This is a genomic window from Pseudomonas sp. GL-R-26 (assembly GCF_019947365.1).
Lineage (GTDB): Bacteria > Pseudomonadota > Gammaproteobacteria > Pseudomonadales > Pseudomonadaceae > Aquipseudomonas.
The window spans coordinates 178,006-199,208 of sequence record NZ_JAGYGI010000001.1 but is presented as its reverse complement, the minus strand read 5'-3'; the positions used below and the strand labels follow the sequence as shown (position 1 = coordinate 199,208).

Sequence of the window (21,203 nt, the reverse complement as noted above, 5' to 3'; positions counted from 1 at the left end):
TTGCTCGGTGAGGTGCTTGAAGGCTAGGTCAGTATCAGTTAGCGCAGCGGGCGGGGTTTTTACCGAGTGTTTCTAATGGCTTGCCCGCGAAGGCTGCGATGCGGTGTAAAGCGAATCCCAATAAAAAGCCCCGCAGGGCGCGAACCGTGCGGGGCTTCGGGTGTTGCGGGGAAGTCTTACAGGCCGGCAGCAGAACGCAGAGCGTCGGCGCGATCGGTTTTTTCCCAGGTGAACGTGGTGAAGGTGTCGTCGCCCACGGTCTTGGTCGCCGGGGTGCGACCGAAGTGGCCGTACGCAGCGGTTTCCTGATACATCGGGTGCAGCAGGTCGAGCATCGTGGTGATCGCGTATGGACGCAGGTCGAACACTTCGCGGACCAGTTTGACGATCTTGTCATCGCTGATCTTGCCGGTACCGAAGGTGTTCAGCGAGATCGAAGTCGGCTGAGCAACGCCGATGGCGTAGGACACCTGAATCTCGCAACGCTCGGCCAGGCCGGCGGCAACAATGTTCTTGGCCACGTAACGACCGGCGTAGGCAGCCGAACGGTCAACCTTCGATGGATCCTTGCCGGAGAATGCGCCACCGCCGTGACGGGCCATGCCGCCGTAGCTGTCGACGATGATCTTGCGACCGGTCAGACCGCAGTCACCCACCGGGCCGCCGATAATGAACTGGCCGGTCGGGTTGATGTGGAACTGGGTGTCCTTGCTCAACAGTTCGGCAGGCAGCACGTGCTTGACGATCAGCTCCATCACGCCTTCGCGCAGGTCGTTGTACGACACTTCCGGGTTGTGCTGGGTCGACAGAACGACGGCGTCGATACCGACAACCTTGCCGTTTTCGTAACGGCAGGTCACTTGCGACTTGGCGTCCGGGCGCAGCCAAGGCAGCAGGCCGGATTTACGGGCTTCGGCCTGGCGCTGCACCAGTTGGTGCGAGAAAGTGATCGGTGCAGGCATCAGCACGTCGGTTTCATTGCTGGCGTAGCCGAACATCAGGCCCTGGTCGCCGGCACCCTGATCTTCAGGCTTGGCACGGTCGACACCCTGGTTGATGTCTGGGGACTGCTTGCCGATGATGTTCATCACGCCGCAGGTCGCGCCGTCGAAGCCGACGTCGGAGCTGGTGTAGCCGATGTTGGTGATCACGTCACGAACGATCTGCTCCAGGTCAACCCAGGCCGAAGTGGTGACTTCGCCGGCGATGATCGCCACGCCCGTTTTCACCAGAGTCTCGCACGCCACACGGGCGAACTTGTCTTCAGCAATGATGGCGTCCAGCACCGCATCAGAAATCTGGTCGGCGATTTTGTCCGGATGCCCTTCAGACACGGACTCGGAGGTGAAAAGGGAGTATTCGCTCATCTCGATGTTTTCCTGAAATTACCGATGGTGAGTGTCGCCAGCCGGTCGCTGAAAATGGCGGACCTGGATCTGGAAACCATTACGTAAGCCTACATAGAGGCTTTCCCCGGGAACGAGTCCCGCAGCGGTGGCCCAACGGGCCAGATCGTCCTGTTCAAACCCCAGCCAGAGATCACCGCAGGCCTCCTTGGCCCAACTCTGGTTGTGGCTACATAACTCTGTCACTAACAGGCTACCGCCTGGTTGCAGCAAATTGGCCATGTGCTTGAGCGCATCGGCCGGCGCGGCAAAATGGTGCAGCACCATGTTCAGTACAACGCAATCGGCCTTGAGGCTGACGCCGTTCAATGCATCGGCCAGTTGCAGGCTGACGTTAGTCAGCTTGTCGCGTTCGCAGACCTGGCGCGCCAGCTCAAGCATCGCGCTGCTGTTATCCAGCGCCGTGACTTGCGCGAAGCGGCGCGCCAGTTCCGGCAGGAATGCGCCATCGCCGGGGCCGACTTCAATGGCCGTGGCGTCTTTGTCGAAGCTCAGCTTGTCGAGCAGGGCCACCACGCTTTCGCGGTATTGCGGCAGGCCGGCGATCAAGTCTTGCTGGGCGCGAAACTTCTCCGCCACCCGTGAGAAAAAGTCCTGGCTGGCGGCCGCGCGTTGTCCATGGACCTGGGTGATGCGCGACTGTACGTCGGTCGGCAGCGTCAGGTTGTCCACTTCTTCGAGCAGCGCTGCGTGCAATTTGCCGCCCAGCAGTTCGGTGTGGGGCAGTGCACGACGGTAGAAAATCGCGTTGCCTTCGCGGCGCGTCGCCACCAGGTCGGCCTGGGCCAGTACCTTGAGGTGGTGGCTCATGCCTGACTGGCCGATGCCGAAGATCTGTGCCAGTTCCAGCACACCGAACGAATCGTTGGCCAGTGCGCGCAAGACATTCAACCGCAGGGGATCGCCGCCAGCCTTGCACAAGGCTGCCAGCTCATCGCAATCGTCATGTTGAATGGATGGCACGCGTAAATTCATAAGGCCGGCAGTCTAGTCACGGGTCGAAGGCATCGCAAGAGCAATATCAAAAAGTTTTGATATTGCTCGATAGATGGCACTTCTTAACGTTAGCTTCAGTCAACAAACGGACGGCGGAAAGGTTTCACCAAGCGAATACGTCGTTATCCATTGGAAAAACGCCTTCAGATGACTATCTGTCATTGCCCCGAGGCGTCCCGGTGAGGGAAAATGCTCGCCTTTTTTCCGTTTCGTTTTATTCAAGCCCCCAGGAGAACAGCGATGCCTAGCCGTCGTGAGCGTGCCAACGCCATTCGTGCCCTCAGCATGGATGCCGTGCAAAAAGCCAACAGCGGCCATCCCGGTGCCCCGATGGGTATGGCGGATATCGCCGAGGTACTTTGGCGCGACTACCTCAAGCACAACCCGAGCAATCCATCGTTCGCCGACCGTGACCGCTTCGTGCTGTCCAATGGCCACGGCTCGATGTTGATCTACTCGCTGCTGCACCTGACCGGCTACGACCTGTCGATCGATGACCTGAAGCAGTTCCGTCAACTGCACAGCCGCACCCCGGGCCACCCGGAACTCGGCTACACCCCGGGCGTAGAAACCACCACCGGTCCACTGGGCCAAGGCCTGGCCAACGCCGTGGGTTTTGCCCTGGCTGAAAAAGTCATGGCGGCGCAGTTCAACCGTCCTGGCCATAACATTGTCGACCACCACACCTATGTGTTCCTGGGTGATGGCTGCATGATGGAAGGCATTTCCCACGAAGTCGCTTCCCTGGCCGGTACCCTGGGCCTGGGCAAGCTGATCGCCTTCTACGATGACAACGGCATCTCCATCGATGGCGAAGTCGAAGGCTGGTTCACCGACGACACGCCGAAGCGTTTTGAGTCCTACAACTGGCAAGTGATCCGCAATGTCGACGGTCACGACCCGGAAGAGATCAAGACGGCGATCGACACTGCGCGCAAAAGCGAGCAGCCAACCCTGATCTGCTGCAAGACCACCATCGGTTTCGGTTCGCCGAACAAGCAAGGCAAGGAAGATTGCCACGGCGCCCCACTGGGTGACGCGGAAATCGCCCTGACCCGTGCGGCGCTGAAATGGAACCACGGTCCGTTCGAAATCCCGGCCGATATCTACGCCGAGTGGGACGCCAAGGAAGCAGGTAAAGCTGTCGAGGCCGAGTGGGACCAGCGTTTCGCCGCTTACTCCGCCGCGTTCCCGACTGAAGCCAGCGAACTGGTGCGTCGTCTGAGCGGTGAGCTGCCAGCTGATTTCAGCGAAAAAGCCTCGGCCTACATCGCCGAAGTGGCTGCCAAGGGCGAAACCACCGCCAGCCGTAAAGCCAGCCAGAATGCCCTGAACGCATTCGGCCCGTTGCTGCCTGAGTTCCTCGGCGGTTCGGCTGACCTGGCCGGTTCCAACCTGACCCTGTGGAAAGGCTGCAAAGGCGTCACCGCCGAAGACGCCAGCGGCAACTACATGTACTACGGCGTGCGCGAGTTCGGCATGACCGCGATCATGAACGGTGTTGCCTTGCACGGCGGCCTGGTGCCTTACGGCGCGACCTTCCTGATGTTCATGGAATACGCGCGCAACGCGGTGCGCATGTCGGCCCTGATGAAGCAGCGTGTGATCCACGTCTACACCCACGACTCCATCGGTCTGGGCGAAGACGGCCCGACTCACCAGCCAATCGAGCAACTGGCCAGCCTGCGCTGCACGCCGAACCTCGATACCTGGCGCCCAGCCGACGCCGTTGAGTCGGCGGTGAGCTGGAAATACGCACTGGAGCGCAAGGACGGTCCTTCGGCCTTGATCTTCTCCCGCCAGAACCTGCAGCACCAGACCCGCGACGCCGGCCAGATCGCCGACATCAGCCGTGGTGGTTACGTGCTGAAAGACTGCGCTGGCGAGCCTGAGCTGATCCTGATCGCCACCGGTTCGGAAGTCGGCCTGGCCGTTCAGGCCTTCGACAAACTGACCGAGCAGGGCCGCAAGGTACGCGTGGTTTCCATGCCGTGCACCAGCGTGTTCGATGCCCAGGACGCCGGCTACAAGCAATTGGTCCTGCCGTTGCAGGTCAGCGCCCGTATCGCCATCGAGGCTTCCCATGCGGACTACTGGTACAAGTACGTGGGCCTGGAAGGCCGCGTGATCGGCATGACCACCTACGGCGAGTCGGCGCCTGCGTCGGCCTTGTTCGAAGAGTTCGGCTTCACCCTGGAAAACATCCTGGGTCAGGCTGAAGAGCTGCTGGAAGACTAAGTCCGACAGTGATGTTGTCCGGGCTGACGCCTTCGCGAGCAGGCTCGCTCCTACAGGGTTCTACATCGCCCATGTAGGAGCGAGCCTGCTCGCGATAGCGTCGGTTCAAACGACACAAAACTGATGGATTCACCACGGTAATCGAGAACCCCATGCCTCAACCGCGTCCCTACAAAGTTGCACTCAACGGCTACGGCCGGATTGGTCGTTGCGTCTTGCGTGCGTTGTTCGAGCGAGGCGAGAAGGCCGGGTTCGAGATTGTCGCGATCAACGATCTGGCGGACATGGCCAGCATCGAATACCTGACACGCTTCGACTCCACCCATGGCCGGTTCCCCGGCGAAGTGAAGGTCGACGGCGATTGTCTGCATATCAATGGCGACTGCGTGAAGGTCCTGCGCAGTGCTACCCCCGAAGGCATCGATTGGGCGTCCCTGGGCGTCGATCTGGTGCTGGAGTGCTCCGGTGCTTATCACACGCGAGAGGACGGCCAGCGTTTCCTCGACGCCGGCGCCCCGCGTGTGCTGTTTTCCCAGCCGATGGCCAGCGAGACGGACGTCGACGCAACCATCGTCTATGGCGTGAACCAGGATTGCCTGACCGGCGACGAGTTGCTGGTGTCCAACGCGTCCTGCACCACCAACTGCGGCGTGCCGCTGTTGCGCCTGTTGAATCAGGCCATTGGTCTGGATTACGTATCGATCACCACCATTCACTCGGCGATGAACGATCAGCCGGTCATCGATGCCTATCACCACGAAGACCTGCGCCGTACCCGTTCGGCGTTCCAGTCGGTGATTCCGGTGTCCACCGGTCTGGCGCGTGGTATCGAGCGCCTGCTGCCGGAACTTGCCGGCCGAATTCAGGCCAAAGCCGTGCGGGTGCCGACGGTCAACGTGTCCTGCCTCGATATCACGATGCAGACCGCCACCGCGACCGACGCCACCGAGGTCAACCGGATCTTGCGCGAAGCCGCCACCAGCGGCCCGCTCAAAGGCTTGCTGGCCTACACCGAGCTACCTCACGCAAGCTGTGATTTCAACCATGACCCACATTCGGCGATCGTCGATGCCAGTCAGACCCGCGTTTCCGGCCCACGGCTGGTGAACATCCTGGCCTGGTTCGACAACGAATGGGGTTTTGCCAACCGAATGCTGGACGTTGCAGAACACTATCTGCAAACAGCAACTTCAAAAAAACCGTAGGAAGTGCGACCCATGACCGTGTTGAAGATGTCCGACCTCGATCTGCAAGGTAAGCGCGTATTGATCCGCGAAGACCTCAACGTCCCAGTCAAGGACGGTGTTGTCACCAGCGATGCGCGTATCCTGGCCTCGCTGCCGACCATCAAGCTGGCCCTGGAAAAAGGCGCGGCCGTGATGGTCTGCTCGCACCTTGGCCGTCCGACCGAAGGCGAGTTCTCGGCCGAGAACAGCCTCAAGCCAGTCGCCGACTACCTGAGCCGTGCTCTGGGTCGTGAAGTGCCGCTGGTGGCCGATTACCTGGGCGGTGTCGACGTGAAAGCGGGCGACATCGTGCTATTCGAAAACGTACGCTTCAACAAGGGCGAGAAAAAGAACGCTGACGAACTGGCCCAGCAATACGCAGCCCTGTGCGACGTGTTCGTGATGGACGCCTTCGGCACCGCTCACCGTGCCGAGGGTTCGACCCACGGCGTGGCCAAGTTCGCCAAAGTCGCTGCTGCCGGCCCGCTGCTGGCTGCTGAACTGGATGCGCTGGGCAAAGCCCTGGGCGCCCCGGCCCAGCCGATGGCGGCCATTGTTGCCGGCTCCAAGGTGTCGACCAAACTCGACGTGCTGAACAGCCTGAGCCAGATCTGCAACCAGTTGATCGTCGGCGGCGGCATCGCCAACACCTTCCTGGCCGCTGCCGGTCACCCGGTCGGTAAATCCCTGTACGAGCCGGACCTGTTGGACACCGCTCGCGCCATCGCCGCCAAGGTCAGCGTACCGCTGCCAGTGGACGTGGTGGTTGCCAAGGAATTCGCCGAAAGCGCCACTGCGACCGTCAAGCTGATCGCTGACGTTGCTGCCGACGACATGATCCTGGACATCGGCCCGCAGACCGCGGCGAATTTTGCCGAGCTGCTGAAGTCGTCGCAAACCATCTTGTGGAACGGTCCGGTCGGCGTGTTCGAATTCGATCAGTTCGGTAACGGTACCAAGGTGCTGGCCCAGGCCATCGCAGACAGCGCGGCGTTCTCCATTGCCGGCGGTGGCGACACCCTGGCCGCCATCGACAAGTATGGCGTGGCCGAGCAGATCTCCTACATTTCTACCGGTGGCGGCGCGTTCCTCGAATTCGTCGAAGGCAAGGTCCTGCCAGCCGTTGAAGTCCTGGAAAGCCGGGCCAAGGCCTGAGGGTCGCCCGTTTGACCAGGCAGGGAGTGTTGAAATGGTCAAGACGTTAGCGCTGTTGATCGTCGCAGGTTCGCTGGTGGCGTGCGGGAGTAACCCGAAGGCCACTGCGGAACCGGCGCCGTCCGAGTCGGACAAAGGCTGCTACCAGGCTGACTGGCAGGCGGAAACCAACCCGGTGCTCAACAAGCGTTCCGGGCCGGAGGGCCTGGACAAATACGAGACCCAGGCACCCGCCAAGGAACATGGCTGCCCTTGACGGGTCTGACTCATTACTCAGGGCTGGCGGCGTGCGCCGTCAGTCGAGGGACACGGATGAAAGGTTTTATCGCCGTTGCGGCGCTGACGTTGTTGGCCGGTTGTGCTCAGTTGAACCTGTTCCAGTCGTCCGCCCCTGTGGATAACTGGACCACCTGGACCTGCGACAGCCAGGCCAAAGTGCTGTGGCGCTACACCGACGACAGCCGCAGGGAAGTCGACGTGCGCCTGGGCGGTGCCGATCAGGTCTACCGCCTGAAGCAGGAACCGGGTGCATCGGGTTCGCTGTACAGCAATGACATGCTGGCGTTTCACATAAAAGGTGAGGAAGGCCTGGTTTACTGGGTCGCCACCAATGATTTGATCGGCCGTGGTTGCAAGGCCGAGTAAAACGAAGAACACCGAATCCGCAGCCCGGGCCAACCCCCGATCTGCAAAAACTTGAATAGCCGCCGCCGCTCCGGCAGGCTGGCACGATTAACGACCCTCAACCGGGAGAGATACACACAATGGCACTTATCAGCATGCGCCAGATGTTGGACCACGCAGCCGAGTTCGGCTACGGCGTTCCAGCCTTCAACGTCAACAACCTTGAGCAGATGCGCGCCATCATGGAAGCCGCTGACAAGACTGACTCCCCGGTGATCGTCCAGGCTTCGGCCGGCGCCCGTAAATACGCTGGCGCGCCATTCCTGCGTCATCTGATCCTGGCCGCGATCGAAGAATTCCCGCACATCCCGGTGTGCATGCACCAGGACCACGGCACCAGCCCTGACGTCTGCCAGCGTTCCATTCAACTGGGCTTCAGCTCGGTAATGATGGACGGTTCCCTGGGCGAAGACGGCAAGACCCCGACCGACTACGACTACAACGTCCGTGTTACCCAGCAAACCGTAGCCATGGCTCACGCTTGCGGCGTTTCGGTAGAAGGCGAGCTGGGCTGCCTGGGTTCGCTGGAAACCGGTATGGCCGGTGAAGAAGACGGCATCGGCGCCGAAGGCGTTCTGGATCACAGCCAGATGCTGACCGACCCGGAAGAAGCCGCTGACTTCGTAAAACGCACTCAGGTTGATGCCCTGGCGATCGCCATTGGCACCAGCCACGGCGCCTACAAGTTCACCAAGCCGCCTACCGGCGACGTGCTGGCCATCGACCGCATCAAAGAGATCCACAAGCGCATTCCGAACACTCACCTGGTGATGCACGGTTCGTCTTCGGTTCCGCAAGAGTGGCTGGCGATCATCAACCAGTACGGCGGCGACATCAAAGAAACCTACGGCGTACCGGTTGAAGAAATCGTCGAAGGCATCAAGCACGGCGTGCGCAAGGTCAACATCGACACCGACCTGCGCCTGGCATCCACTGGCGCAATGCGTCGCCTGATGGCCACCAACCCGAGCGAGTTCGACCCACGTAAATTCTTCGGCGCCACCGTTACCGCCATGCGCGACGTGTGCATCGCTCGCTACGAAGCCTTCGGCACTGCCGGCAACGCTTCGAAGATCAAGGCGATCTCGCTGGAAGGCATGTATCAGCGTTACCTGAAAGGTGAGTTGAACGCCAAGGTCAACTAAGCCTGAGCGTTAAACTGCCTTGATGAAAAACCCGCCGAGAGGCGGGTTTTTTTGTGGGCGAGAGAAATGTATGACGCGGACTTTCGGGGCTATTGATTGTGATCGATATCCAGCTTGCTAAATGTCACTTTGCCGCCTTCCGTGGTGTACCCGGTGTTGTCCTGCACATAGACCCCGGCCTTGAAATACAGCGGTTTGTCGCGCCAGGTTGTGCTGATTTGCGTATCCCATTGATAACCTGCGGCGCTGATGCCCAAGGCGCCACCAGGGCTGAGATGAATGAGATAGTTGAACTCCTGGTCGAGTTTCACCCCCGTCGCAACGATGATCACCTGGCCTGTATCGTCATCGGGATGCATCCGGACCTTGGCGACGATATTGCCGGTGCCTGTACTGGTTTTGTATTGGTATTCGACCTTCACCAGAGGTTTCTGGCTTTGATAGGCATGGATCTGGCCGATGACGATCTTCCCGGAACTCGGCACCTGGTTTACTGCCAGAGTGGCATACAACAAATTGTCGGCCTCCGGGTAATACCAGTTTTTCAACGTGCCGTTGCTGTAGGTTTCACGCAATTCGGTGCGCGGATAAATCGCGTTTTCGGTACGGGAGCCGGTCACGGGCGACCAGAAAAACAATGTGCCGGTGTCGGAATGGAAGTATTGATCTTTGAAGCCATCCACCAGTTTGGCGGTTTCGACGGTGTACGGTGGGCTGCCAACGGGAACGCTGAGGTTCCAGGTTGCGAGATCGATCATGTCGGTTCTTCCACTGGGTTCATGCTGCACGGGCGTACCAGAAGCTCTAGACCGCACCTTTTGGGCGGCCTTTATAAGCGTAGCGGGGGATTTTGTTAATGCTCGCCTGACGGATGGCTGACGTCAACATCCTGTCGAAATGCCATCTTCCGGGGTTTCATCGGACAGAGCATTCGACCGTTAGTCGGTAAAAAGACACAATGATTAAATGATGGCTCACTGACACCTTCTGCTTTCGCAGAACCGGGTCTAGAGTGAAGGCACAGTATTTGTCCGGTTTTCACGAGAAACCGGCCTGACACCCCGCAATTAGAGAAGCAGCATGGAATGCGCGCAAACCACGCCAGTAGAAGGCGGCTCAACCCTTTTAGTCGTCGACGATTACCCTGAAAACCTGATTAGCATGCGCGCGTTGTTACAGCGCCAGGGCTGGCGGGTCATTACTGCCAACTCGGGTTTCGAGGCCCTCGGCTTGTTACTTGAACACGATATCGACCTGGTGCTGCTGGACGTGCAGATGCCAGGCATGGACGGTTATGAAGTGGCGCGCCTGATGCGCGGTAGCCAGCGGACCCGTCTGACACCGATCATTTTCCTGACCGCCAACGAACAGTCCAAGGACGCCGTGATCAAGGGCTATGCCAGTGGTGCGGTGGATTACCTGTTCAAGCCGTTCGACCCACAGGTCTTCACGCCCAAGGTCCAGGCGTTGCTTGAACACCAGCGTAACCGCCGGGCCCTGCAGCGCCTGAGTCATGATCTGGAAGCCGCTCGTGCCTTTAATGCGTCGGTGCTGGATAACGCAGCCGAAGGCATTCTGGTATTGGGTGAGGACGGTCTGATTCGTTTTGCAAATCCTGCGATGTCACGGTTGCTCAATGCCCCGGTGCAGGAGCTGCAAGGCAAGGAGTTTCTGGACTACCTGCAAAAACCGCATATCCCGATATGGGCCGATTCCGAGTTGCTGGCCGGATACAAACGCGGCGAAACCCTGCGACTGCACGATGCCCAGCTACGAACCGTGCCCGGCCAGCAGGTACCGGTGGCCTTGTCCTGCGCGCCATTGCCTGCCGAGCAACACGCGATGGTCGTGACCGTGCTGGACATGTCGGTGGTGCGCCATCTGCATCAGCAACTGGAGTTTCAGGCGGTCACCGATCCGTTGACCGGATTGCTCAACCGCCGGGGTTTCTACCAGACCGTAGAGAACCTGCTGTTGCGCGGTGAGCGTTCCGACAGTTCCTGGGTCTTGATGTACCTGGACCTCGACGGCTTCAAGCGAGTCAACGATTCCCTAGGGCACGATGCTGGTGATCGTGTGCTGCGCTGGGTCTCCGAACAGTTGAAGGCTTGCCTGCGGCCCTTCGACATTCTGGCGCGGATGGGCGGCGACGAATTCACCGCGCTGCTGGATCTGGAGTTCCCCGAGCAGGCGGCGAAGATTGCCGAGAAGCTCATCGAGCGAGTGTCGATCTGTCAGCAGGTCGATGGCCTCGATATCGCCCTGGGTGCCAGCATCGGCATCGCTACGTTCCCTGATTGTGGCGCCAATCTCGACGGCATGCTGCGGGCGGCCGACATCGCCATGTACGAAGCCAAGCGTGCCGGCCGTCAGCAATATCGCTTCTACGATCATGAAATGAATGGCCGGGCGCGCACGCGGCTGATGCTGGAAGAAAGTGTGCGCACGGCCATCGAGAACCGGGATTTCAATTTGGTGTATCAGCCTCAGGTGGCGATTGCCGACGGGCGGATTCGTGGCTTCGAGGCCTTGTTGCGCTGGCAGCATCCGAGCGTTGGCGATGTCCCCCCGGGGCTGTTTTTGCCATTGCTGGAGGAGGCGCGGCTGATCAGTCGCCTGGGTAGCTGGATCTACCATCGCGGCGCCGGGCAACGCAAAGCCTGGGAGTCCCTGTTTGCCGAGGACCTGGTGCTCGGCGTCAGCTTGAGCAGTACGCAGTTCGGCTTGCCAAATCTGGTCACCGAGTTGCGCCAGGTGCTGGAGCGCCATGGCCTGCAACCGCGTCATCTGGAAGTCGAGGTCACGGAAGAGGCCTTGATGCACAACCCCGAAGAAACCCGCAAGCAATTGCGCCTGTTGCACAATCTGGGCGTACGAGTGGCATTGGATGACTTCGGGGCCGGCCCCTGTTCCCTGACGCACTTGCGCGACCTGGAGCTGGATACCCTCAAGATCGACCGCCATTTGATCGCCAAGTTGCCGGCGTCGGCAAAGGATGCGGCGCTGGTGCGCAGTGTGATCGACCTGTGCAAACAGTTCGGGATGCTGGTGATTGCCGAAGGGGTGGAAACCGTTGCGCAGTATGAATGGCTGCAAGCCAACGGCTGTGAATCTGTGCAAGGTTTTCTGGTGGCCCGGCCGCTGATGGCCGAAGACACCGGGGTCTTTGTCCAGCCGTTTGACTGGGGCGCGCTACCCCGCTGAATTCGCTACACTGGCGACCTTTCAGTGACCTGTATTGCCGCCCCGATGACCGTGTTGAAATATCTCCAGGCTTATCCCGCTACCCTGCAGGATCAGGTGCGCCAGCTGATCGCCGACGGTCGGCTGGGCGATTACCTGAGCCAGCGTTATCCGCAAAAGCACGGGGTGCAGAGCGACAAGGCGCTGTACACCTATGCCCTGGACCTCAAGCAGGAGTACCTGCGTAATGCTCCGGCCATCGACAAGGTGCTGTTCGACAACCGCCTGGACCTGACCCACCGTGCCCTTGGCCTGCACACAACGATTTCCCGGGTGCAGGGCGGCAAGCTCAAGTCCAAGAAGGAAATCCGCATCGCTTCGTTGTTCAAGGAGGCGCCTTCCGAGTTCCTGAAAATGATCGTGGTGCATGAGCTGGCGCACTTCAAGGAATCGGACCACAACAAGGCGTTCTACAAACTGTGCGAACACATGCTGCCGGGTTATCACCAGGTGGAATTTGATGTGCGGGTGTACCTGACGTGGCGGGATCTGTAGGCGTTGCCGCAGGCTGCGATCTTTTAAGGAGCATTGGATGGACGTGAGCAAGACCAAGAGCAGCTTCTATCGCCGGTTGTACGTGGCGTACCTGATCGACAGCGGGCTGGCCAGCAGCGTCCCGTCGCTGACCGAGGTCACCGGCATGCCCCGGCGCACGGCACAGGACACCATCGCGGCGTTGGCGGATCTGGATATCATTTGTGAGTTCGAGCAGGAAGAAGGCGCGCGCAACCATGCGGGGCGCTATCGGATTCGCGAGTGGGGGGCGATTGATCGTGATTGGATCGAACGTAATCTGCGGCAGATCAAGGCAGTGTTGGAGTATCCCTGAAATCTTTCAGTGGTTTGACTGACGCCTTCGCGAGCAAGCCCGCTCCCACAGTTGATTTGAGTTGTGAACACAATCCAGTGTGGGAGCGGGCTTGCTCGCGAAGAGGCCCTTACGGGCGACGCATGCCAATGTGTGGAATGCCATCCTCGACATATTCCTCACCCGCCACGACAAACCCGTACCGCCCGTAATACCCCTGCAAATGCGCCTGGGCCGAGAGGTAGACCGGCAGGCCGGGCCAGTATTTTTCGATCTGTTTCAACGCCTGATCCATCAGCTCATGCCCCAGGCCGACGCCGCGTGCCTGAGGGGCAATGATCACCCGCCCGATCACCACGTCGCCGCCTTGTGACTGCGGGTCGAGCAGCCGCAGGTAGGCCACCAGCCGGTTACCGTCCCAGGCCATCACGTGGCAGGTGTCGCCTTCCAGGTCCTGACCATCAATATCCTGGTAAACGCATTTTTGCTCGACGACGAACACTTCCGCACGCAACTGCAAAATGGCGTACAGCTGCTCCTTGCCCAGGTCGCTGTGGTGTTTGCAGATCCAATCGACTGTCATGTTTTTATTCCCTGAAAACGTCGTTCCGATACTAAGCGCACTCACGCCAGAAGTCTTTATGGTGGAAGAATCTGTGACAAAGGCCAAAATGCCATCATTCATTTCTCGCGCAGATGTCTTCTTTGTGTAATCTGGATCGAAGCGCTGTGCTGTGGCGTCGATGAGCTAATGTTGAGTACCCGGGTCTTGCCGATACAGGGGCCTTGGGGTTTTGGCTGAAAACACGTCGGGCAACCTGCCCGCTAAGGATTTTCTGGCATGCCGCGATTGCATCGAGCTTTGGCCTTGATTGGATTGCTGTTGCTGGTTCAGGGAGCGGCGGCAGAAAAACTGCGGCTGGTCGCTGATGCCTGGCCCCCCTTTACCGATTCCACGCTCGTCAACGGTGGTTTGGCCACGGACATTGTCAGTACCGCACTCGCCAGGGCCGGCTATGCCAGTGAGTTCGAGCAGGTGCCCTGGGCACGGGCCTTGATGGGACTGGGCGAGGGTCGATACGACGTGCTGGTCAACGCCTGGTACACCGAGGAGCGGACCAGGCTTGGCCAGTTTTCTGGCGAGTACCTGCTTAATCGCGTACGCTTTCTCAAGCGCAAAGACGCGCCCATCGAATTCAATAACCTGCAGCAATTGCACACCTATCCGATCGCGATCGTGCGTGGATACGCGTATTCGCCTGCGTTCGACAGCGACGAGTCGTTGCAGAAAATCCCCGTGCACAGTTTCGCCATGGCGGTGCGCATGCTCGCGGCCGACCGGGTCAAGCTGACACTGGAAGATGAGTTCGTCGCTCGCTACTATCTGGCCCGTGAGTCACCCAAGGTGCGAAACGCCGTGGAGTTCCTGCCCAAGCCATTAAGCGAGAACAGCCTGCATATTATGGTCAGCCTGAAGAATCCCGAGCATGCGCGGATCGTCGCCGGTTTCGACCGCGAGATCGCGGCGATGAAGGCGGACGGGAGTTATGACAAGTTGATCAAACAGCACGGGATGTGAGTGGGTTGAGCCAGTTTCTGTGTTGTTGCTGATGGCCTCATCGCGCGCTTGCTCGCGATGAGGTCCGCACGGACACCACAGGTCTCAATCCTCACTGGTGTCCTTGATCAGATGCGCCGCCAGCGTCCTCAACGGCCCCAACTGCCGGCAGATCAACGCCAGTTGCGTCTGCACCAACCGCTGCCCCTCATCGATTTCATCAGGCATCTGTTCCAGTTCATTGGCCAGTGCTTCTTCTTCATCGCTCTGAATCTCGATCGAAGACTTGCTCGCCAGCCCTTGGGCGATCGCGTCGATGCTGGTGGCCAGTTTCACCCCGGCCCCATCGATCAAGTGCTCGCGCACGTCTGTCGGCAGTTGAGTTTCCCGATGCGCACCCAGGCCCGACAGGTAGCTGAGTAGCGTGTGTGACAGCACCAGGAAGCGGAAGCCTACATCCGCTTCCTTTCGGAAATGCCCAGGCTCCATCAGCATGTTGGCCAGTGTGGTGGACAGCGCCGCGTCGGCGTTGTGCGCGTTGCGGCGGGCCAGGCGGTAAGCCAGGTCGTCGCTTTTGCCCGCAGCGTATTGCTGCATGATCTGGCGCAGGTAAATGCTGTTGCAGGCCAGGGTGTTGGCCAGCACTTTGTTCAGGCGTCGGCCCTGCCAGTCCGGCAGGAACAGGAACACAGCGAGCCCGGCGATCAGGCTGCCGAGCAAGGTATCGAACAACCGTGGCAGGAACAGCCCGTAACCGTCACCCACCTGGTTGAAGCAGAACAGCACCATCAGGGTGATTGCCGCCGTCGCCAGGGTGTAGCGGGTGGTGCGGTTGGTAAAGAACACCACCCCGGCGGCAATGGCGAAACACGACTGGATCAGCGGGTTCGGGAACAGGTCGAACAGCGCCCAGGCCAGGGTCAGGCCGATGGCGGTGCCGATGATCCGTTGACCGAGTTTGCGGCGGGTGGCGCCGTAATTCGGTTGGCAAACGAACAGCGTGGTGAGGATGATCCAGTAACCCTGGGACGGGTGAATCAAATGCACCATGGCGTAGCCGATACTCAAGGCCAGGGGCAATCGCAGGGCATGACGGAACAGCAGCGAGGTCGGCGTCAGTTGCGTGCGCAAGCGCAGCCACACGTCCTTGAGGCTGCGCGGCGAACGGTCGAGCAGGCTGCTGTCGGTGGCATCGGCCAGGGCGTCGGGGTTGCTGGCATCGCTGAGCAGGCGGTCGAGAGTACCGAGGTTGGCCGCCAGTGCCCGCAGTGAACGCAGCAAGCCGCGCCAGGCCGGGTTGCTCTGGATGCGCAGGTGTTCGAGAGAGGCATCCAGGTCGCTCAGGGCCTCGGCGAAACTGGCGTCATAGGTGAACGGCTGGCGCATCTGGATCGATTCGGCCAGGGCCCGGCAGGCCTTGCCTTGCTGACGCAACAGGCGTTGGCAGCGGAACAGCACGTCGCTGTGGAAGAAGGCGTCGGCCAGAGCGTTATAAGGGTAGTGCGATGAGCTGGCGCGCTCGTGGATGTCCTGGGCAAGGAAGTACAGCTTGAGGTAGCGGCTGACTTTCGACCCCGGGCGACCATTGCCGACCCGGTGCAGGATGATCTCCTTGGCGGCGTTCAGTGCCGCCACCACCCGGCCGTTCTGCTGGGCCAATTCCAGGCGCCGCGCCTCCACGTCCATCTGCCGGATCGGCTCGAACAGCGAGGATTTCAGCTTCAGGTAAAAACCCAGTTCGCGGAACAACCGCGCCAGGCTCTGCTGCACCGGCTGATTGGAAAACAGCGCCTGCCACACCACCGACAGCAAGCCGTACCAGGCAGCACCGGCCACCAGCAGCAACGGTTCGTGCCAGACATCGCTGACCGCTCCGCCGCGCTGGTCCACGCCGATCATGGTGTAGACCGAAAGGATCAAAGTTGCCGAGGCAATCGCGCCATAGCGCTCGCCAAGAGCGCCGAGCATGGTCAGGCAGAACGCGGCCAGGGCGAAGGCGATGATAAACAGCGAGGGGTAGGGGAAGAGCAGTTCGACAGACAGGGCGGCGACAGCGAAACACACCAGCGTCACCGCCAGCGCGTTGATACGGCCCTGCCAGCTGTCGTCGGTTTCGGCCAGGGCACTGGCGATAATCCCCAGGAACAACGGGATCAGCAGGCCCATTTCATCCTGATACCAACACAGCGCCATGGTGCCGGTCAGGGCAATGAATACCCGCACGCTGTAGCTGAATTTATCCAGCGCCCAAAGGCGACGCAGAGACTGGCGGAACGAAGTCGATGACATGAAATGCGAAGGCCTTCCGAGGCAATGACGCTAAATTGAGCCACTAATGACGCCGACGCAATGGCGCCGATCACATCAGACAGCAAAATCTGTTCCTTGATACCACACGTATTCAATGTAGGAGCGAGCCTGCTCGCGATGAGGCCGGTACATTCGATATTGATGTCGACTGTTAGACCGCTATCGCGAGCAGGCTCGCTCCTACAGGTTTTGGGGTGAGTCAGACGTACTGCGCGGCGGCGTAACCAGAAGCCCACGCCCACTGGAAGTTGAACCCGCCCAGATGCCCGGTCACGTCCAGCACCTCACCAATGAAGTACAGCCCCGGGCTTTTCAGCGATTCCATGGTCTTGGACGACACTTCATTGGTGTTGACGCCGCCCAGGGTCACCTCAGCGGTGCGATAGCCTTCGGTGCCGGCGGGCACGACTTTCCAGCTCGCCAGTTTTTCCGCGATATCGGCCAGCTCGGCGTGGGTGTACTGCTTCATCGGTTTGGAGACGAACCAGTTGTCCGCCAGCAGGTTGGCCATCTTCTTGGTGAAGATTTCGCCAAGCAGGGTTTTCAGCTCGCTGTTGGGGCGTTCGGCTTGCTGCTGTTGCAGCCAGTCCGGCACGTCGTGATCCGGCAGCAGGTTGATCTCGACGGTATCGCCGGACTCCCAGAACGACGAGATCTGCAAAATCGCCGGGCCGCTGAGGCCGCGGTGGGTGAACAGGATGTTTTCGCGGAAGCTCTGGTCGTTGCAGCTCACCAGGCAATCCACCGACGTGCCGGACAACTCGGTGCACAGGGCCTTGAGCTGATCGGTGATGGTGAACGGCACCAGGCCGGCGCGGGTCGGCAGCAGTTCGTGTCCGAATTGCCTGGCCACCTGGTAACCGAAACCGGTGGCACCCAGGGTCGGGATCGACAGACCGCCGGTGGCGATCACCAGGGATTCGCAGGTGATCTGGTCGAGTGTCGTGTCCAGCAGGTAGCCGCTTTCGAGTTTCTCGATGGTCTGGATCGAGGTGTCCAGGTGCAGGCTGACGCCGACCTGATCGCACTCGTTGAGCAGCATTTCGAGGATGTCGCTGGATTTGTTATCGCAGAACAGCTGGCCGAGTTTTTTCTCGTGGTACGGCACGCCGTGCTTGGCCACCATGCCGATGAAATCCCACTGGGTGTAACGGGCCAGGGCGGATTTGCAGAAGTGTGCGTTCTGCGAGAGGAAATTGCTCGGCTCTGTGTACATGTTGGTGAAATTGCAGCGGCCACCGCCCGACATCAGGATTTTCTTGCCGGCCTTGTTGGCATGGTCCAGCAGCAACACCTTGCGCCCACGCCCGGCGGCGGTCAGTGCACACATCAACCCTGCGGCGCCAGCGCCAATGATCACGACTTCGGTAGAGCGCAAAACGGTGTCCTCACACAAAATTCAAATTCACCGGCGATCCATGTGGGAGCGGGCTTGCCCGCGATGGCGGACTGACAGACAACATTGATGTTGAATGTTCTGGCCTCATCGCGGGCAAGCCCGCTCCCACAGGGGTATACGTTGTTCTTACAGGATGCGAACGCGCAACGAACGGCCCTTGATCTTGCCGTCGTTCAAACGCTGCAAGGCCTGCTTGGCGACGCCGCGTTCTACGGCCACATAGGCCTGGAAGTCGAAAATCGCGATCTTGCCGACCTGGGCGCCTGGGATGCCGGCGTCACCGGTCAGTGCGCCAAGAATGTCGCCCGGACGAACCTTGTCCTTGCGGCCGGCGGCGATGCACAGGGTGCTCATCTGCGGCAACAGTGGGCCACCGCCCTTGGAGGTGAGGTTGTCCACCTGATCCCAGGTCAGTGGTGTCTGCTGCAATTGCTCGATGGCTTGGGCGCGCTGCGCTTCGGACGGCGCCACCAGGCTGACCGCGAGGCCTTTCTCACCGGCGCGGCCAGTACGGCCGACGCGGTGGATGTGGATTTCCGAATCACGGGCCAGTTCGACGTTGATCACCATGTCCAGGGAATCGATATCGAGGCCGCGGGCTGCGACATCGGTCGCCACCAGTACCGAAGTACTGCGGTTGGCGAACATCGCCAGCACCTGGTCGCGGTCACGCTGTTCCAGATCGCCGTGCAGGCCGACGGCGGAAATGCCTTTGGCGGTCAGGTGGTCGACGGTTTCCTGAACCTGCTGCTTGGTGTAGCAGAAAGCCACGCAGGAGGCCGGGCGGAAGTGGCCAAGCACCTTGGTCACCGTGCTCATGCGGTCATCCGGGGAAATCTCGTAGAAGCGCTGCTCGATCTGCGTGTCGTCGTGGAACGCCTCGGCCTTCACTTGCTGCGGGTTGCGCATGAACTTCGAGGCCAGCTGCTTGATGCCTACCGGGTAGGTGGCGGAGAACAGTAGGGTCTGGCGACGCTCCGGGGCCTGCATGATGATTTCTTCGATGGAATCGTAGAAACCCATGTCGAGCATGCGGTCGGCTTCGTCGAGGATCAGGGTGTTCAGGCCGTGGAGTACCAGCGAACCCTTGCGCAGGTGCTGCTGGATGCGTCCCGGGGTGCCGACGATGATGTGCGCGCCGTGCTCCAGCGAAGCGATCTGCGGGCCGAGGGACACGCCGCCGCACAGGGTCAGGACCTTGATGTTGTCTTCGGCACGGGCCAGGCGACGGATTTCCTTGGCGACCTGGTCAGCCAACTCGCGGGTCGGGCACAGGATCAGCGCCTGGCAACCGAAGTAGCGCGGATTGATCGGGTTCAGCAGGCCGATACCGAAGGCGGCGGTCTTGCCGCTGCCGGTCTTGGCCTGGGCGATCAGGTCCATCCCCTTGAGGATCACCGGCAAGCTTTGCGCCTGGATCGGCGTCATCTGGGCATAACCGAGGGAGTCGAGGTTAGCCAGCATGGCGGCGGACAGCGGCAAAGTATTAAATTCGGTGGCGATGGTGGTCACGGGACTGGCCTGCAAAACAAAATGTCGCGCAGTGTACCAGCCCGGTGGCCATTCGCCCTAAGGCTCTATGTGTTCTTCCGGACGTTTGACTCGCCGTCCGTCATTCTTTGAGAGCTGCGAGAAGATCGTTGCGGCCAGCATGGCCATGATTCCGACGGTCACGAAGGTCAGCTGGAATGCACCTAAAACGGTTTCTACGCCGTCATTTCCAATCTCCGCCGTAAAGCCACCGAGCAATGCACCCGCGCACGCAACACCCAGGCTCAGGGACAATTGCGCGACCACCGACAGCAGGCTGTTGCCGCTGCTGGCGCTGGCGTCATCAAGGTCGATCAGGGTCACGGTGTTCATCGCGGTGAACTGCAAGGAGTTGATCGCGCCAAGGATCGCCAGCAGGCACAGCAGCAGCCAGTACGGCGTCTGCTCGCTGACCAGGCCCATGCTCGCCAGCATGATGCCCAACGCAAGGGTGTTGCCGGTGAGCACGATGCGATAACCCAAGCGCTCGATCAGCGGCCGCGCGACCCACTTGGCGATCATCGCCGCCGCGGCCAGCGGCAGCATGCTCATCCCGGCCTGGGACGGCGAATAGCCCAGCGCCACTTGTAGCAACAACGGCACCAGAAAGGGCAGGGCGCCGCTGCCGAGGCGGGCGAACAGGTTGCCGAGAATGCCCACGGCAAAGGTCCGGGTCTTGAATAGGGACGGCGCAAACAACGGGTTCTCGATATGCCCGGCCCGCAGCCAGTACGCCGCCAGGCACGCCATGCCGCCGAACAGCAACAACATCACCCGCAGGTGCGGCAGGTGCAGTTCGCCCAGGCCTTCCATGGCGATGGTGATCAGAATCATCGCCGCGCCAAACAGCACGAAGCCCGGGCTGTCGAAACGGGTGCGCTCGGAACCGCGCAGGTCCGGGATGAATTTCCACACGGCGTAGCAACCGACCAGCCCCACCGGCAGATTGATCAGGAAAATCCAGTGCCAGGTCAGGTATTGCACCATCCAGCCGCCCATGGTCGGGCCGATCAACGGGCCGAGCAGCCCGGGAATGGTGATGAAGCCCATGATCCGCACCAGTTCCGAGCGCGGGTAGGCGCGCAACACCACCAGCCGCCCGACCGGCAGCATCAACGCGCCGCCCAGGCCCTGGATCACCCGGGCGCCGATCAGCATGCTCAGGCTGCTCGACAATGCGCAGAGCAGCGAGCCGAGGCTGAACAGCAAAATCGCACTGAAGAAGATTTTCCGGGTGCCGAAGCGATCGGCGATCCAGCCGGACGCGGGAATCAGCAAGGCGACCGTGAGCATGTAGGCGATGATCACACCCTGCATGCGCAATGGATCTTCGGCCAGGTCCCGGGCCATGGCTGGCAGGGCGGTGTTGAGGATTGTCCCGTCGAGGGACTGCATGAAGAAGGCAATGGCGACAACCCAGGGTATCCAGCGGGCGGTTACAGCGTCGAGAGGTGGGCGGTTGGGCATGGGACCTCAATTGGACTAGAAAGGACCATTGTGGCGAG

At 60.5% G+C, this 21,203-nt stretch carries 18 protein-coding genes; 10 read left to right on the top strand and 8 right to left on the bottom strand.

Going from position 1 to position 21,203, the window contains the following annotated elements:
• Nucleotides 1-176 precede the first annotated feature (176 nt).
• Nucleotides 177-1,367, bottom strand: coding sequence for a methionine adenosyltransferase (gene metK / locus KGA96_RS00845; RefSeq protein WP_008050251.1), 1,191 nt, complete (start codon nt 1,365-1,367; stop codon nt 177-179).
• An 18-nt stretch (nt 1,368-1,385) separates the two neighbouring features.
• Nucleotides 1,386-2,381: an ArsR/SmtB family transcription factor gene (locus KGA96_RS00840; RefSeq protein WP_046039312.1), complete on the bottom strand. Its 996-nt coding sequence runs from the start codon at nt 2,379-2,381 to the stop codon at nt 1,386-1,388.
• A gap of 261 nt (nt 2,382-2,642) precedes the next feature.
• Here KGA96_RS00840 and tkt point away from each other — a divergent pair, with 261 nt between their 5' ends.
• From tkt to fba, 6 genes are all read left to right on the top strand, one after another.
• Complete coding sequence (gene tkt, locus KGA96_RS00835; RefSeq protein WP_223511322.1) at nt 2,643-4,640, top strand: transketolase; 1,998 nt, start codon at nt 2,643-2,645, stop codon at nt 4,638-4,640.
• A gap of 152 nt (nt 4,641-4,792) precedes the next feature.
• Nucleotides 4,793-5,845 carry an erythrose-4-phosphate dehydrogenase gene (gene epd / locus KGA96_RS00830; RefSeq protein ID WP_008050248.1) on the top strand — a complete coding sequence of 351 codons (1,053 nt, stop codon included), beginning with the start codon at nt 4,793-4,795 and terminating at the stop codon, nt 5,843-5,845.
• Between the two features lie 12 nt (nt 5,846-5,857).
• Entirely contained in the window at nt 5,858-7,021 is a 1,164-nt protein-coding gene (locus KGA96_RS00825) for a phosphoglycerate kinase (protein ID WP_046039315.1), read from the top strand.
• A gap of 34 nt (nt 7,022-7,055) precedes the next feature.
• Nucleotides 7,056-7,277 (top strand): hypothetical protein, encoded by a 222-nt coding sequence (locus tag KGA96_RS00820; protein WP_046039316.1) that lies wholly within the window; start codon nt 7,056-7,058, stop codon nt 7,275-7,277.
• Between the two features lie 56 nt (nt 7,278-7,333).
• Nucleotides 7,334-7,666 carry an MliC family protein gene (locus KGA96_RS00815; RefSeq protein WP_046039317.1) on the top strand — a complete coding sequence of 111 codons (333 nt, stop codon included), beginning with the start codon at nt 7,334-7,336 and terminating at the stop codon, nt 7,664-7,666.
• Between the two features lie 119 nt (nt 7,667-7,785).
• Nucleotides 7,786-8,850, top strand: a complete 1,065-nt coding sequence (gene fba / locus KGA96_RS00810; RefSeq protein ID WP_007981624.1) for a class II fructose-bisphosphate aldolase — start codon at nt 7,786-7,788, stop codon at nt 8,848-8,850.
• An 89-nt stretch (nt 8,851-8,939) separates the two neighbouring features.
• On the opposite strand, the gene KGA96_RS00805 is transcribed toward fba, so the two are convergent.
• Nucleotides 8,940-9,608 (bottom strand): polysaccharide lyase family 7 protein, encoded by a 669-nt coding sequence (locus KGA96_RS00805; RefSeq protein ID WP_046039318.1) that lies wholly within the window; start codon nt 9,606-9,608, stop codon nt 8,940-8,942.
• 322 nt (nt 9,609-9,930) lie between these two features.
• On the opposite strand from KGA96_RS00805, the gene KGA96_RS00800 reads away from it, so the two are divergent.
• From KGA96_RS00800 to KGA96_RS00790, 3 genes are read left to right on the top strand one after another with little or no spacing between them, the layout of a single operon-like run.
• Nucleotides 9,931-12,054, top strand: a complete 2,124-nt coding sequence (locus KGA96_RS00800) for a putative bifunctional diguanylate cyclase/phosphodiesterase (protein ID WP_223511320.1) — start codon at nt 9,931-9,933, stop codon at nt 12,052-12,054.
• A gap of 45 nt (nt 12,055-12,099) precedes the next feature.
• Nucleotides 12,100-12,588, top strand: coding sequence for a M48 family metallopeptidase (locus tag KGA96_RS00795; RefSeq protein WP_046039320.1), 489 nt, complete (start codon nt 12,100-12,102; stop codon nt 12,586-12,588).
• Between the two features lie 37 nt (nt 12,589-12,625).
• Nucleotides 12,626-12,922 (top strand): helix-turn-helix domain-containing protein, encoded by a 297-nt coding sequence (locus tag KGA96_RS00790; protein WP_046039321.1) that lies wholly within the window; start codon nt 12,626-12,628, stop codon nt 12,920-12,922.
• Between the two features lie 109 nt (nt 12,923-13,031).
• On the opposite strand, the gene KGA96_RS00785 is transcribed toward KGA96_RS00790, so the two are convergent.
• The gene (locus KGA96_RS00785; protein WP_046039323.1) at nt 13,032-13,484 is read right to left on the bottom strand and encodes a GNAT family N-acetyltransferase; all 453 of its coding nucleotides are present in this window, start codon (nt 13,482-13,484) and stop codon (nt 13,032-13,034) included.
• 258 nt (nt 13,485-13,742) lie between these two features.
• Here KGA96_RS00785 and KGA96_RS00780 point away from each other — a divergent pair, with 258 nt between their 5' ends.
• Nucleotides 13,743-14,480, top strand: a complete 738-nt coding sequence (locus KGA96_RS00780) for a substrate-binding periplasmic protein (RefSeq protein WP_046039324.1) — start codon at nt 13,743-13,745, stop codon at nt 14,478-14,480.
• Between the two features lie 84 nt (nt 14,481-14,564).
• Here KGA96_RS00780 and yccS read toward each other — a convergent pair whose 3' ends face one another.
• From yccS to mdtD, 4 genes are all read right to left on the bottom strand, one after another.
• Nucleotides 14,565-16,748 (bottom strand): YccS family putative transporter, encoded by a 2,184-nt coding sequence (gene yccS, locus KGA96_RS00775; RefSeq protein ID WP_046039325.1) that lies wholly within the window; start codon nt 16,746-16,748, stop codon nt 14,565-14,567.
• Nucleotides 16,749-16,968: 220 nt separating this feature from the next.
• Nucleotides 16,969-18,147, bottom strand: coding sequence for an NAD(P)/FAD-dependent oxidoreductase (locus tag KGA96_RS00770; RefSeq protein WP_046039326.1), 1,179 nt, complete (start codon nt 18,145-18,147; stop codon nt 16,969-16,971).
• A 147-nt stretch (nt 18,148-18,294) separates the two neighbouring features.
• A complete protein-coding gene (gene dbpA, locus KGA96_RS00765) occupies nt 18,295-19,632 on the bottom strand; it encodes an ATP-dependent RNA helicase DbpA (protein ID WP_259674431.1) in 1,338 nt (445 codons plus the stop codon).
• 105 nt (nt 19,633-19,737) lie between these two features.
• Nucleotides 19,738-21,165, bottom strand: coding sequence for a multidrug transporter subunit MdtD (gene mdtD / locus KGA96_RS00760; RefSeq protein WP_223511318.1), 1,428 nt, complete (start codon nt 21,163-21,165; stop codon nt 19,738-19,740).
• Nucleotides 21,166-21,203 lie beyond the last annotated feature (38 nt).

What these genes read in the sequence shown, in the direction of transcription:
- metK (WP_008050251.1), bottom strand. Translation starts at nt 1,367, where the DNA reads ATGAGCGAATACTCCCTTTTCACCTCCGAGTCCGTGTCTGAAGGGCAT.
- KGA96_RS00840 (WP_046039312.1), bottom strand. Translation starts at nt 2,381, where the DNA reads ATGAATTTACGCGTGCCATCCATTCAACATGACGATTGCGATGAGCTG.
- tkt (WP_223511322.1), top strand. Translation starts at nt 2,643, where the DNA reads ATGCCTAGCCGTCGTGAGCGTGCCAACGCCATTCGTGCCCTCAGCATG.
- epd (WP_008050248.1), top strand. Translation starts at nt 4,793, where the DNA reads ATGCCTCAACCGCGTCCCTACAAAGTTGCACTCAACGGCTACGGCCGG.
- KGA96_RS00825 (WP_046039315.1), top strand. Translation starts at nt 5,858, where the DNA reads ATGACCGTGTTGAAGATGTCCGACCTCGATCTGCAAGGTAAGCGCGTA.
- KGA96_RS00820 (WP_046039316.1), top strand. Translation starts at nt 7,056, where the DNA reads ATGGTCAAGACGTTAGCGCTGTTGATCGTCGCAGGTTCGCTGGTGGCG.
- KGA96_RS00815 (WP_046039317.1), top strand. Translation starts at nt 7,334, where the DNA reads ATGAAAGGTTTTATCGCCGTTGCGGCGCTGACGTTGTTGGCCGGTTGT.
- fba (WP_007981624.1), top strand. Translation starts at nt 7,786, where the DNA reads ATGGCACTTATCAGCATGCGCCAGATGTTGGACCACGCAGCCGAGTTC.
- KGA96_RS00805 (WP_046039318.1), bottom strand. Translation starts at nt 9,608, where the DNA reads ATGATCGATCTCGCAACCTGGAACCTCAGCGTTCCCGTTGGCAGCCCA.
- KGA96_RS00800 (WP_223511320.1), top strand. Translation starts at nt 9,931, where the DNA reads ATGGAATGCGCGCAAACCACGCCAGTAGAAGGCGGCTCAACCCTTTTA.
- KGA96_RS00795 (WP_046039320.1), top strand. Translation starts at nt 12,100, where the DNA reads ATGACCGTGTTGAAATATCTCCAGGCTTATCCCGCTACCCTGCAGGAT.
- KGA96_RS00790 (WP_046039321.1), top strand. Translation starts at nt 12,626, where the DNA reads ATGGACGTGAGCAAGACCAAGAGCAGCTTCTATCGCCGGTTGTACGTG.
- KGA96_RS00785 (WP_046039323.1), bottom strand. Translation starts at nt 13,484, where the DNA reads ATGACAGTCGATTGGATCTGCAAACACCACAGCGACCTGGGCAAGGAG.
- KGA96_RS00780 (WP_046039324.1), top strand. Translation starts at nt 13,743, where the DNA reads ATGCCGCGATTGCATCGAGCTTTGGCCTTGATTGGATTGCTGTTGCTG.
- yccS (WP_046039325.1), bottom strand. Translation starts at nt 16,748, where the DNA reads ATGTCATCGACTTCGTTCCGCCAGTCTCTGCGTCGCCTTTGGGCGCTG.
- dbpA (WP_259674431.1), bottom strand. Translation starts at nt 19,632, where the DNA reads ATGCTGGCTAACCTCGACTCCCTCGGTTATGCCCAGATGACGCCGATC.
- mdtD (WP_223511318.1), bottom strand. Translation starts at nt 21,165, where the DNA reads ATGCCCAACCGCCCACCTCTCGACGCTGTAACCGCCCGCTGGATACCC.